The sequence below is a fragment of the Paenibacillus polymyxa M1 genome (assembly GCF_000237325.1).
Lineage (GTDB): Bacteria > Bacillota > Bacilli > Paenibacillales > Paenibacillaceae > Paenibacillus > Paenibacillus polymyxa_C.
Genome location: NC_017542.1, coordinates 4,769,757 through 4,782,642 on the forward strand (window position 1 = coordinate 4,769,757; position 12,886 = coordinate 4,782,642).

The window sequence follows — 12,886 nt, forward strand, 5'->3', positions numbered from 1 at the left end:
GTGTTCTTGCTCATAATTGATTATGATCGGTATATACCCATGACAAAGGAGCTTTTCATCTTGAGATATTATGTTCTGGATCGCGGGGATCAGCACTCCATGGACTTGAGTCAGCAATTTCACCGTCTTGCCCAAGAAAAGAATTTCAAGCTGGATGCCGAATCGCCGGAAATCGTCGTGTCTATAGGAGGCGATGGTACGATGCTTCATGCGTTTCATACCTTCATTGACCGCATTCCGGATATAGCCTTTGTTGGTGTACATACCGGTCATCTGGGCTTTTACGCGGATTGGCGTGCGGACGAGCTGGAGGAGCTAATCCACCTGATGAGCCAAAGCGGATCTGAGGGACCGCTTAACCCGAGAATCGTTAAGTATCCACTGATTGAGTTGGAAATTCACAAGAAATCAGGCAATGCTTCTTTTATTGCCCTGAATGAGTTTACGTTAAAAGGGGTAGATGGCACGGTCGTTGCCCAAGTAGATATTAACGATATCACCTTTGAAATGTTCCGTGGTGACGGAATATGTGTTTCTACACCTTCAGGAACGACCGCCTATAATAAGGCACTTGGCGGAGCTATGGTTCACCCTACCATCGAAGCATTGCAATTAACTGAGATCGCTTCCATTAATAACCGTGTGTACCGGACACTGGGATCACCACTGCTACTGCCAAAACATCATCATTGTGATATTTTTTCACGGAAAGATCAGCGTCTTCTACTGACAGTAGATCACCTGAACTTTCCTGTGGATGACTTAATCTCTGTTCGATGTCAGGTTGCAAGTCAGAAGATCAGCTTCGCTCGTTACCGTCCTTTCCCATTTTGGGATCGGGTACGCAACGCTTTTCTCAATTAGAACTTGTAAAAGAGCCGACTCCGGCTCTTTTTTTAATTGATCAGGAGGGCATATCCCCACTTTAAATAGGCAAAAAGTTGGTCATAACTTGGCAGCCTTGGAGGAACTTACAAACAAAACGGCTCCTGAAAATTCAGGAACCGTTTTGTTGTGGAGATGTGAATGTTTTATTTTTTTGACGCTGGCCCTCGGGTTCACGCGAGACACGAACTTGCCGTCCCTCCCGATTTTCCTTGGGCTGGCGATCATAGCGTGGCCCACGCGATTCTTTTTTATCGAAATTTCCTTGCGGATTGCGCTGCCTACGTGGTTCACGGGCTTGCTGCCCTTCCCCCGAACTTCGCCCATCTTTTGCTTCACGCGGTTCTCTTGGCTGGCGCGAATCACGTGCTTCACGCTGCCGATTTCCTTCACGTCCTTCTCTGGATGGCCGACTTTCGCGAGCTTCACGTGGCTGTCGTTCACGCACTTCCTGAGCATCCTTCGGTTCCCTACGTTGCAACTCGCGTGGTTCACGGGCTTCTGAAGGCTGTTCCACTCGTGACTCCTCTGTAGCTGCGGAATCCTGCTGTGGTTGCGGCCATTCCGTTTGTCCAGCTGAAGGCTGCGATACCTCTTGGCGCTCTTCGGAATCTAACGTTCCCGCTTGTTCCCTTTGAGCATCTACCAACTGCTGGATGTCGGGAGGAACGAAGTCATCACTGGTGCCGTTCTTATTTTCAACTTCACGGCTTTTTTGCAGCACAAAATAGGCACAGCCAAAATTGCAGTATTCATTAATATAATCGTCCAATACCACAATGGATGTATCCTTATTGGCTTTGGGGTGCCCCTCTCGATAAAACCCCTTCAGACGAAGCTGATTGTAACCCCAATCGCCAATAATGTAATCATAGCGATCCAACACTTCACTATATCGATCACGAAAGGCTTCGGGATTCCACCCGTTCTTGTGATCCTGCAACACTTCATAGTTTTTACCACCGATTTGAAACAAGCTATTCTGACCGCCTTTCCCGGATCAAACCTGCGAAAGGGCGCTTTCTTCCTTATGCTGAGCGGCCGACTTCACCTGCTCATGCGCTTGGTAGGAGCTGCGGACCATCGGACCGGATTCGACGTGGCTGAATCCTCGCTGTAATCCCTCTTCCTTTAACTTCGCAAAATCTTCCGGTGGATAATATTTTTGCACATATAAATGTTTCTCGGACGGCTGCAAGTATTGACCAATTGTCATAATGTCACAATCGACTTTGCGCAGATCATCCATGGTTTGTATGATCTCGTCCCACTCTTCTCCGACACCTAACATGATGCTTGATTTCGTTGGGATCGCCGGATTTAATTGTTTTGCACGTTGAAGCAGCTCCAGAGAGCGATGGTATTTCGCTTTAGCCCGAACCTTGTCGGACATGCGTTCCACTGTTTCAATATTATGATTGAGAATATCTGGCTTGGCATCCATGACAATTCGCAGCGACTCAATATCGCCCATAAAATCGGGAATCAATACTTCTACACTGCAAAAAGGCAATCGGCGGCGAATCGCACGAACCGTTTCTGCAAATATTGTAGCGCCCCCATCTTTCAAATCATCACGTGCCACACTGGTTACGACACAGTGCTTTAGATTCATGTTCTCAGCCGCTTCCGCGACGCGTTCAGGCTCCTGCAAGTCCAGTTCCGTAGGCATTCCCGTATTTACTGCGCAAAAACGACACGCACGCGTACAAATATCACCCAAAATCATAAATGTAGCTGTCCTGTTGGCCCAGCATTCATATATATTAGGGCACCGTGCCTCCTCACATACGGTATGTAATGTCTTGGAACGCATCATGCTCTTGATTTCCTGATAGTTATCGCCTGTCGTAAGTTTAATACGAATCCAGTCGGGCTTAGCTTCCTTCACTTTTTTAGACAATGGCATAGACCTTCTTTCTGATGTGCTTAAGCTGTCATTGCCATACATTATAGCATGAAAGCCATGGAAAAACCTCCATTCATTGTTCCCTTTTTGATATGACATTGATGCCGGAAAAAGTAAACTCTTGAGATGGATAAAAGCGGCGGATATGGCTCAATCTAATCAAAAGCGCCCTATTTACGCGAATACGGGCCAAGAATTTACTGGGCGGTTAAGCCCTTTTATAGGAGGTCGGTTCACGTGCCTTACCCTACGCGGGCAGTCCGCGCTGTTCGTCTGTTATCGCTGCTGTTGTGCGCTACTACACTGACAACGGCTTGTCCGCTTCCTGCTCATGCCTCTGCAGAGCACACAAAGTCCTCGTCAGCCGGAAATAACCTGACAGCAAATATCGATGCTTCACACGCTTCGTCTTCATTGTATACGTCCAGACTTGCTTTATATCACTCCATCGAAGCCCTGACAGGAGTCCCTTGGTACAGACTGGCTGCCATCGACCAGTACGAACGCACACTTACGGTGGCCCATCCCAAGGATCGCAAGCATGCGGAACGGATCATAGGTATTTTTGTGACAGGACCAGTATGGTCCGGTCTGTTGAACCCTGATTCCGAGGATCAAAATCCACGTTCCATTGAACTATTTTCCGGGCTGGGACAAGACGGCTCAGGCGATGGAATCGCTGACCGCAATAATGACAAGGATTTGCTGTTCAGCATCGCTTCTTATCTCGGAAAGTATGGAAATAGCGAGGATGAATTTGGTATTGCCGTGTGGGAATATTACCATAACAGCCGCTCGGTTCAAAGAGTTCAGCAGTTTGCCAAGCTGTATCAGACGTATGGCAAGCTTGATCTGGTCAGTCAAGCTTTTCCGCTGCCTCTAGGCAGCATTTATAGCTACCGCAGCACTTGGGGAAGCCGTCGCAGCTGGGGCGGCTACCGTATACACGAAGGGACTGACCTGTTTGCAGGCTACGGAGTTCCGGTTCGCAGCACCTGCTACGGTGTGGTTGAAATGAAAGGCTGGAATCCCTTCGGAGGCTGGCGAATCGGTATTCGTGATCTCAACAACCGCTATCACTACTATGCACACCTTTCCGGCTTTGATAAAACCGTTCATAACGGAGACATCGTCAAGCCTGGTCAGACGGTTGGCTGGGTCGGAAGCTCGGGCTATGGAAAACCGGGTACCCAAGGCAAGTTTCCACCACATCTGCACTATGGTATATACCGGGACAATGGCTGGACAGACTGGTCCTTTGACCCATATCCGTTATTGAGACAGTGGGAGCAGAGCGAACGTAAAGCGCTAAAATCAGGAAAAACCAAAGGGACCTCCTCATAGGTCCCTTTGGTTTTTCCTGAGTATCTCACACCAATCCCCTCTTTGTTTATGGCGTTGGAGACTGCCTGAGGGAATTGGGTTCTTCCTGTATCTCTGGAACACTTTCTATGCTGGAATCTACAGCGCCGCTACTCTCTATAGAATGGGAAGGCAGTGCCAACTGCGGAGCGGTTGCACCATTTTTGCCGACAGGTTTACCCTGATTGTCATAGTAGTACATCGGGACGTTGCCCACCACCAACAGATAAGAAACCGGGATTTCCGTCTCCACAATCTGAGGTTGCATCTCAAACGGTATAACCACAGACACTTCCGTTGTAATTCGAATGTACACTTCCACCAAGATCATGTTTATGCCCGCATCCTGCTGACGTGTATTTAAATCCACCTTGATTGCTCCATGCGGCTCCACCTTTAGAGGGACCTTGGGTCCATAAGCTGCCAGGAGCGGACTCCCCAATGCCTGACCAATCGGAACGCTCTCGTCAAAATGACTCATACTGTCCATCGTTGCCTTGACTGCTTTGAGTGTGTCTGACGTAATTCTCATATGCTCCGCATAATTTAGAACAAATCCAGAGGTTCTCCCTTGTGTATCCGTTCTCCATTCGATCAAATTATCAGCAGTCTTCCCCTGCTCTACCTGCGCAGTAATTGCTGAATTAATTGCCTCCGTCGCCATTTGTTTGACCCGCACTTTAGCCAGATGCATCATGGGCGGCTTCAAATGCTGTTCCACATAAGCGGCCACCTGTACGATTCCTACCAGCAGCGCCAATGCCACAATGAGCCACATTCTGTGCCTGCCGCGTCGCCGTCTGCTCGGTCTGCTGTGCCATTGCGGTTTTCTATTCATTCTGATCCCCCCGCAGCGATGAGCTTACTTTAGAAGGATATGCCGCAAATAAACGAAAAAGAAGCCGCCCGTCCGGCAGCTCCTCCTGGTGTTAAACATATATGATTTCAAATCCGATTCAGTTCAACTCAACTTATTATTTGAAAATGTGGTCAATCTTTTCGATATCCGCCTGACTCAGTTGGACATTCAGCGTTTTCAGATTCGCCAGAACCTGCTCCGGTCCCTTCGCGCCTGGAATGAGGGCATCAATCGAATCGCGGGTCAAATACCATGCAAGCACCACATGAGCAACCTCTGCATTCAACGCATTGGCAATCTCACGTACCTGCTCCACTTTGTCCAAATTACGGGCAAATGCATCTCCCTGAAACAATGGATCTTTCGCTCTGATGTCCGTGAAGGTCATGTCTTTCGTATACTTACCACCTAGCAGTCCAGAAGCTAGCGGGAAATACGGCACAAACGAAATGCCATTTTCCTTAGTATAAGGCAGCAGATCCTTCTCAGCTTCCCGTTGCAACAGATTATAATGGGATTGAAGCACATCTACATAGCCGTCACTATTCGCATCTTTAAGTTGTTCAATGGTAAAGTTAGATACACCGATAGCCTTAATTTTACCTTCGTCTTTGAGCTTCTTCAGTTCTCCGACTGCTTCTGCCTTCGGTGTAGCTTCATCTGGGAAATGAATATAGAACAGATCAATATAATCTGTTTGCAATCTTTTCAGACTGGATTCGACGGATTCACGTAAAAAAGCAGGCGAGTTGTCAAAAACAACCTCTCCGTTCACAAACTTATGTGCTCCCTTGGTCGCTATGACAGCTTCCTCACGTTTGCCGCGCTCTTTAAGTACCTCACCGATCAACCGCTCTGAGTGCTCAGGCCCATAAATAAAAGCTGTATCCAGGAAGTTGATGCCGTTATCCAAAGCTGTGCGAACGACTTCTTTGCCCGTTTCATTGTTCAAACCGGAAAAAAGATTATGTCCTCCTACCTTATTCGCACCCAAACCGATTGGTTTTACATATAAATCTGTTTTGCCAATACGCACTTGCTCTGCCAATTCACGTCATCTCCTTTTCGAAAGTTACTTCCATTTTATTATTAAATTCCAAAAAAAGCAAAGTGCGTACCTGGCTGCTGCTCTTATCCCTTAATCCCCGTTAAGGCAATGCCTTCCATAAAATACTTCTGCCCTATGGCAAAAAGAATGATAGCTGGCAACACGACAATTAAAGAAGCGGCCATCAAAACACCCCATTGCGCCGAATATATTCCCTGAAACTGCTGTAGCCCAATCGCCAACGTAAATTTGCTTTCATCATTAAGATAAACGAGCGGTCCCATAAAATCATTCCATGTGTTCAAAAATGTAAACAATCCGATGACCAAAATCGCTGACCGGGACAAAGGTAAAATAATGCGAGTAAAGATCGTAAAATGGTTGCCTCCATCCACAAATACAGCTTCATCCAGCTCTCGCGGAAGAGTCATGTAAAATTGTCTAAGCAAAAAAATGTTAAAAACGCCTCCACCAAAAAACGAAGGTAATACCAATGGAACGTAGGAATTAACCATGCCTAATGCCTGCCAACCAATAAAAGACGGAATTAGCGTGACCGCAAACGGCAGCATCATACTGCTTAATAACACGGCAAAAACCTTATCTCTTCCTTTCCATCTCATTCGCGCAAAGCTATAGGCAGAAATGGTACTCGACAGAAGTACACCCACTAAAGTACCTGCAACGACGATAAATGTGTTCACAAAATAGCGCCCAAACGATAACTCTTCAAACGGCTGTAAAAAATTTTCGAATACAAAAGGCTCGGGAATCCATTTCGGCGGGATCAAAAAAATCTGACTTAAATCCATCATGGAGCTTCTCACCAGCCAGTAAAAAGGAAACATGCAAAAAAGTGACCCCACAATGAGCACTGTGTAGAGAAAAACTCTGCTCCAACGCAAGCCATGTTTTTTCATCCTCATGCCCCCCCACCTTCGTAATACACCCATTTTCGGGCTGTCTTGAACAGAAAGGCAGTGAATGTTAAAACTACAATAAAGAGCACCCAAGCAATCGCACAGGCATAACCCATATTCGAAAAAGTAAATGCCTCGCGGAATAAATAAAATGTATAGAATAAGCTAGAATTGTTAGGTCCACCCTGAGTCATGACGTAAGGCTGGACAAACACCTGAAATCCACCGATGAAGCCCATAATCGTATTAAAGAAAATCGTAGGCGATGTCAATGGAATTGTGATATAGATAAGCTTATGAAGAGCGCTACCACCGTCAATTTCAATGGCTTCATAATAATGCCTAGGTATATCCTGCAAGCCAGCCAGAAAAATAATCATTGTTCCCCCAACGGTCCACAAACTCATTAAAACCAGTGTAGGAACTACCGACCCTTCACTATAAATCCATTGACTTTCGGGCAAATGCAGCGCACGCAACACCACATTCAGCAAGCCAAGGTCCGGATCAAACAGCCACATCCAGATCATAGACGATGCTATGAGTGGGACAATCGTGGGCAGATAAAAAACGGTCCTGAAAAAAGCCAAACCTTTTACCTTTTGATTGAGCAATATGGCCAGAAAGAAAGCCACTATAATTTGCAGGGGCACACTCAAAAACACATAATAAAAAGTAACCGCAAGGGATTTGTAAAAAAATTGATCCGTACCGTCAAATAAGTGTACATAATTATCCAGACCAATAAAACGGGCCTGTGAAGCAACCTTGTAATCGGTAAGACTGAACCAGAGACTAGCGATCATCGGTCCCAGAACAAAAATGACAAAGCCCAGAATAGCAGGGGCGGCAAAAAGCCATCCCAACCCATTTTCCTTCTTACGAATAGAAGATAACGATTGCATTCTATCCCTCTCTTTCTGTCAAGACCCTCACCTTATTTTTTCGGATATGTTCCCTTAAATTCAGCGTTCGCCTTGGCGGAAACCTCCTTAAATGCTTGCTCCACCGTTTTCTTGCCCAGCCATACCTGATCTAGCGCCGGGTTAATAATCGCATTGATTTTTTCCGAGTTTTTCAGATAGTAGTCGTAAGAATTGACACCGTTATGCAACGTTTGGATCATGACTGCATCACGATATCCATCCGCATGGCCTGGCTTGACATCTGCCCATTTGCTAATCAAGTCTGGTTCGGTGTACCACTTTTTCATGACAGGCATCCACAATCCGCTGGAATGCATGTCAAGTCCGCTTTCAGCATCCAGCAAGAATTTATAAAACATCCACGCTTCTTTCGGATGTTTGGTTTTGGCAGAAATCACTTCCGGTTCACCAAACAGGATTGTTTTACTGCTTTTCAGTTTGGGTAACACGCCTACACCAAAATTCACCTTCGATTCTCCAAGATCCAATTGGACCCACTGCCCATCCAGATCCATCGCTACACGTTTGCTTTGCAATGCTACGGCCGGAGAAGGAATATTTTTGGACTGCGTCGGCGACGGTGCCACATGATACACGTTGATCAGATCCGCCATCTTTTGCACGGCTTCAATCACATCAGGGTTTTCAAGGTTAAGCGAGTCCCCTTTGTCTGAAATAACACTTACATTATTGGAAGGAACTAGCAGGTGCCACATCCATGTGTCAAACCGAACTCCATACTGTTTGATGTTACTTGCATCAAAATTGGGGCTGAGCGCATTATTTCCCGCTTTATCAATGGTGAGCTTTTGTGCTGTCTCTAAGAACTGTTCCCATGTCCAAGCCTCTTCAGCTTTGACTGGCGGCAAGGCAACACCAGCCTCATCAAACAAATCCTTGTTGTAATAAAGCGCAAAGGCTTCCTCCGTCACCTTGACCCCTGCCACTTTATCCTTATCCCAATAGATAACTGAATTAGGAATGAGGCTTTCCTTCGTTAGCTCCTTATCCTCCTTCAAAAATTCATTTAAATTATATAGTTTGCCTTGTTCAGCCCATTGCAGAGCCTGTGCTTTATAAATAGGAAATACATCTGGTGCCTGGTTGGCGGCAAACATCGTCGTTAATTTAGTTACGTAATCCCCGGGGATGTGCATATAGTTGATTTTGATCCACGGATATTTCTCTGTGAATTTTTTGGCAATCTCCTGCTGAACCTTCTTTTCATTGGTGCTCCCCCAGCTGGCATAGGTCAGTGTCACTTGCTCGTGCCCCTGCAAATCTACTGGCTTGCTGCTCTCATTTGAACTACAGGCTGACATAAGTCCAACGATCAAGCACATGCAGACGATCCATAACTTTCGTTTTAACATGAGTAGCGCCCCCAAACCGTTTATTTTTATCTTTTCGTTTGTTGCTTCGTCACTAAATCCATTCTAGCAAACGCTTACATTTTGAAAAGTCGTACTCTCATTGGATTGGTGTCATTTGATTAGATCTATGCGTTTCTCCGATTCGGATCAGGACAATTGTTCCCTTGCCTTCTGACGAGTGGAGTGCAACCCCATATAACAGCCGCACTCTTCTGTCTACATTTTTAATGCCTGTTGACCGGATTTCTCCAGCTTGAATTCGGCGTATATGATCTTCTTGAATTCCTAATCCATTATCCTCGACTTTAAAACACACCAATTGCGTTTCGATCCAGGCTGTGATCTTAATCTGACCGCCTGATTCCATTTCGGCGAAACCGTGAATAATTGAATTCTCCACAAAAGGCTGCAAGAAGAGTTTGGGAACCTCCATCTGAAGCAAAATGGGATCAATATCATATTCCACCGTGAACTTGTTCTCAAAGCGATTTTGCATAATGTAAATGTATTTTTCCAGCCAATTCAGATCGGTTTCCAGGCTCCATGTATCATTTTTGTTTCGAGTCGTAATTTGCAGCATTTCCGCCAGACTAATGATCAATTGGCCCAGTTCCTGTTGTTTATGCTCTAGTGCGATCCAATACATTGTCGTTAAGGTGTTATACAAAAAATGGGGATTAAGCTGTAAATTAAGTGCCATTAACTCCGACTCTTTAGCTCGCAGACGTGATTTGTAATTTTCTTCGATCAAATCTTTAATTTTCTCATTCATTTGATTAAATCGGATCACCAGGTCCCCCAATTCATCATAGCCACGTTCAGGAATTCGAATATCAAAATCTCCCTTCTCCATTACCTTCATCGCCTGTTTCATATCTGTAATGGGCTTACTGATGTATACAGACAGCAAATAAGCAAGGATAACAGCAATGAGCATCATAATGCCTAAAAAAAACAAGGTGTAGGTACGAATCGTTGACAGATGTCCCAGTACATCTTCCATGGGAATGGCTATATACGATACCCAGCCCGTCGTCTTCATCGCTTCGTAAACCAGTAATATGCTTTGACCCTTAACGTTTACCATTTTCGTCCCTTGTTCCGAAGTAATGGCCTTCTTCAGCCAATCTGCCACCGGCTCCCCCGCTTGTTGCTGTCGATCTGAACTCATGACTATCCCATTGTTATCGTGAATCATACCGTAGGATAGATGTGCAAATCCGCTGCGGGCTGCATAATCTTCAAAACCGACCTTTAGCAAATCAGGCCGGAAATTCAATATAAGTATAGGCTTTTCCTTGCCTTCAGGAAGCGTATGAAAGGTTCCAGCATCATCTAATGCAGTCAAATGAAGCTGCTTAACCACAGCAAATAAAGAACTAAAATCATAGGAACCTTGTTTTAAATCCTGCTGATGAAAGGTGTCGGCATACGAATAGGCAGGAATCCACTTGGTAGCCCCCTCTGCTTGCACCGCTGTTGTCGCCAAGGGAGAAGAATAAAACGGCTGAACGGGAATATACATCCGCTCTGTACTTCCGTATGCATACTTTTGCGTCATAATTTGAGAAGCGTATACTTCCTCCATATTGCCAAAGTATCTGTACAAAATTTTCGTAATACTGCGATCAGTTCGTAAAAGCGATGAAGAATCCGTAGTATCCACGTCTGTAATGGTCTGTAGAAGGTCATGATCAATTGGAATCATATCTACGGTTTTTTGAATAGCTGTCAGCTTGTTATCCAGCAGCTGGTTATTACTTCGAAGTACACTTGTAACACTATCTGTTACGTTTGCAGTAATATTCCGCGCACTAGTTTCGAAGTAGACAAAGCCCAGGATCAAAACGATAAAACCAGACAACAAAAAATAGGACAGCATCAACTTCGTACGAAAGCTACTGTCCAAAAATTTTTGATATATATATTTGACTCGGCGCATTGTACCTTCCTTTCACCTAACGATTAATTGAATTTTCTGCGAAATTCTTCAGGTGTGTGCTTTACGTTTTTTTTGAACACTTTAAAGAAGTATTTGATATCTTTATAACCAACCTGTCTACTAATTTCTGCGACCTTGGCGTCTGTATGCAGCAGTAAGTGCTGAGCCTTTTGCATTCTGAGCTTCACCATATATTCCGTGAACGAGAGCCCAAAATAGTTTTTGAACAGAATGCTAAAATAGGACGCATTATAGTGAAAGCGCCGGGCCACAATCTCCAGACTTAGGTCTTCATGTAGATGTGTATCCAGAAATTCCTTGCATTTTTTCATGATAGGTTCACCTTTGGAGCTGCCGTCAAGCTCAAGAATCAGCTCTTTTAACCATGCTGCAATACGATCCTCAAGATTCTGAAGACATGTGGCCTCTTCGACAGCTCGGTTCAACTGTTCCGAGTAACGTGAGTAGGCTTCCTCACTCCACCCTATATTTAACCGTGGTAAACTAACTAGGAGAAGGTGTATTAATTTAGCTTTAAGCGCATCAGGTGGAGGGTACCCTTGCGTCATTCGTCCAATGAAATGTTGTACCCATTCCAATAGCTGATCGGGCTTTCCATTGGAGATAGCGCTTTCAACGAATTTTAGAAAGGCTATTTGTTCATGAGTGCTCAATTCCTGTACCGGCTGGTCATCATCTGAAGCGACAAGGTTCAAACATCTGATGTGAGGTGTATAAAAACGCATGGAGATCAGGCGAACAGCCCTTTCGTGAGATGGGCTTATTTGCATTTCATCAAAATCAAAAGGCTGACCCCAAGCAAACCAAATGGAGATAGCTTGCTGCTGCTCCAACTTTTTCAGACCAGCTTGAAGTGCACCTTTGGCCTCCTTGCCTTCAGTCCTGTCTCTCCAATTCACCACGGCGATCATATGGTCTTTATGGACTTCAAGTGGGAACACGACAGAAGACGCCCAAGGCCGCAATATTTCAACAACCGTGTTTTGTAGCTTAGAATCCCACATATAAATATCCTCTGGGCGGGATGCAGATGCCCCCAATGCGAGAACTTCACCTACCCCCTGCCACCCAAAGTGACTTTTTAATAGGCTTTTCTCGTTCGACTGCAACTTGTCTGTCACGCATCTGCTAAACAAATGCTCCACAAATGCAGGCATGCTCTGCTCGATTTGATTTAACGCTGTTCGATTTTCACCGAGTACTTCCTGCTCCTCTAGAATGATCTTCTCCATGTGTTGAATCACTTCAATAAGCTTCTGTGATTGCACCGGTTTTACCAAATAATCATTCGCTCCGTATCGTACCGCCTGCTGTGCATAGCTAAATTCCTGGTAGACTGTCACTAAAATAACTTTGGTCTCATGCTGACCCGATGTCCTCAATTGTTGAAGATATTCAATCCCGTTCATAATCGGCATCTGAATATCTGTAAAAACGATCTGGATCGGTTGGGATAATGAAATGTTTAAAGCATCTTTCCCGTTCTTGGCTTCCCAAACCTCGTATTCTGGACGTAAATCCCGGACCATGGCAGCCAACCCACGGCGCTGCCTAGTTTCATCATCTACAACCAGCACTCCCAGCGGGATAGAATTCACTGACTCCCCTCCTGTCGATCTTATACACGTATGTTTTTTTCAG

General features: G+C 45.3%; 11 protein-coding genes. 2 read left to right on the plus strand and 9 right to left on the minus strand.

Annotated features, from left to right (window positions below; all coding sequences use genetic code 11):
* Positions 1-60 precede the first annotated feature (60 nt).
* Positions 61-864 carry an NAD kinase gene (locus PPM_RS21515; protein ID WP_013372943.1) on the plus strand — a complete coding sequence of 268 codons (804 nt, stop codon included), beginning with the start codon at positions 61-63 and terminating at the stop codon, positions 862-864.
* Positions 865-997: 133 nt separating this feature from the next.
* Here PPM_RS21515 and PPM_RS21520 read toward each other — a convergent pair whose 3' ends face one another.
* Together PPM_RS21520 and lipA are read right to left on the minus strand one after the other, a co-directional pair.
* Positions 998-1,861, minus strand: coding sequence for a YutD family protein (locus tag PPM_RS21520; RefSeq protein WP_013372944.1), 864 nt, complete (start codon positions 1,859-1,861; stop codon positions 998-1,000).
* Between the two features lie 24 nt (positions 1,862-1,885).
* A complete protein-coding gene (gene lipA, locus PPM_RS21525; RefSeq protein ID WP_016324696.1) occupies positions 1,886-2,788 on the minus strand; it encodes a lipoyl synthase in 903 nt (300 codons plus the stop codon).
* Between the two features lie 243 nt (positions 2,789-3,031).
* Between lipA and PPM_RS21530 the strand changes: the two genes are divergently transcribed.
* Complete coding sequence (locus PPM_RS21530) at positions 3,032-4,138, plus strand: M23 family metallopeptidase (RefSeq protein WP_013372946.1); 1,107 nt, start codon at positions 3,032-3,034, stop codon at positions 4,136-4,138.
* 46 nt (positions 4,139-4,184) lie between these two features.
* On the opposite strand, the gene yunB is transcribed toward PPM_RS21530, so the two are convergent.
* The 7 genes from yunB to PPM_RS21565 all read right to left on the minus strand — a co-directional run bounded on the left by yunB (position 4,185) and on the right by PPM_RS21565 (position 12,843).
* On the minus strand, positions 4,185-4,934 hold the full coding sequence (gene yunB / locus PPM_RS21535) for a sporulation protein YunB (RefSeq protein ID WP_013372947.1): 750 nt from the start codon (positions 4,932-4,934) through the stop codon (positions 4,185-4,187).
* Positions 4,935-5,130: 196 nt separating this feature from the next.
* Complete coding sequence (locus PPM_RS21540) at positions 5,131-6,063, minus strand: aldo/keto reductase (RefSeq protein ID WP_013372948.1); 933 nt, start codon at positions 6,061-6,063, stop codon at positions 5,131-5,133.
* Positions 6,064-6,146: 83 nt separating this feature from the next.
* Positions 6,147-6,983, minus strand: a complete 837-nt coding sequence (locus PPM_RS21545; protein ID WP_016324698.1) for a carbohydrate ABC transporter permease — start codon at positions 6,981-6,983, stop codon at positions 6,147-6,149.
* A gap of 2 nt (positions 6,984-6,985) precedes the next feature.
* Positions 6,986-7,888 carry a carbohydrate ABC transporter permease gene (locus PPM_RS21550; RefSeq protein ID WP_013372950.1) on the minus strand — a complete coding sequence of 301 codons (903 nt, stop codon included), beginning with the start codon at positions 7,886-7,888 and terminating at the stop codon, positions 6,986-6,988.
* A gap of 32 nt (positions 7,889-7,920) precedes the next feature.
* Positions 7,921-9,282 carry an ABC transporter substrate-binding protein gene (locus PPM_RS21555; RefSeq protein WP_013372951.1) on the minus strand — a complete coding sequence of 454 codons (1,362 nt, stop codon included), beginning with the start codon at positions 9,280-9,282 and terminating at the stop codon, positions 7,921-7,923.
* A 97-nt stretch (positions 9,283-9,379) separates the two neighbouring features.
* Complete coding sequence (locus PPM_RS21560; RefSeq protein ID WP_013372952.1) at positions 9,380-11,224, minus strand: sensor histidine kinase; 1,845 nt, start codon at positions 11,222-11,224, stop codon at positions 9,380-9,382.
* Positions 11,225-11,247: 23 nt separating this feature from the next.
* Positions 11,248-12,843, minus strand: a complete 1,596-nt coding sequence (locus PPM_RS21565) for a response regulator transcription factor (protein ID WP_013372953.1) — start codon at positions 12,841-12,843, stop codon at positions 11,248-11,250.
* Positions 12,844-12,886: the final 43 nt, after the last annotated feature.

Coding starts and splice junctions, on each gene's coding strand:
- PPM_RS21545 (WP_016324698.1), bottom strand. CDS start 6,983: ATGAAAAAACATGGCTTGCGTTGGAGCAGAGTTTTTCTCTACACAGTG.
- PPM_RS21550 (WP_013372950.1), bottom strand. CDS start 7,888: ATGCAATCGTTATCTTCTATTCGTAAGAAGGAAAATGGGTTGGGATGG.
- yunB (WP_013372947.1), bottom strand. CDS start 4,934: ATGTGGCTCATTGTGGCATTGGCGCTGCTGGTAGGAATCGTACAGGTG.
- PPM_RS21555 (WP_013372951.1), bottom strand. CDS start 9,282: ATGTTAAAACGAAAGTTATGGATCGTCTGCATGTGCTTGATCGTTGGA.
- PPM_RS21560 (WP_013372952.1), bottom strand. CDS start 11,224: ATGCGCCGAGTCAAATATATATATCAAAAATTTTTGGACAGTAGCTTT.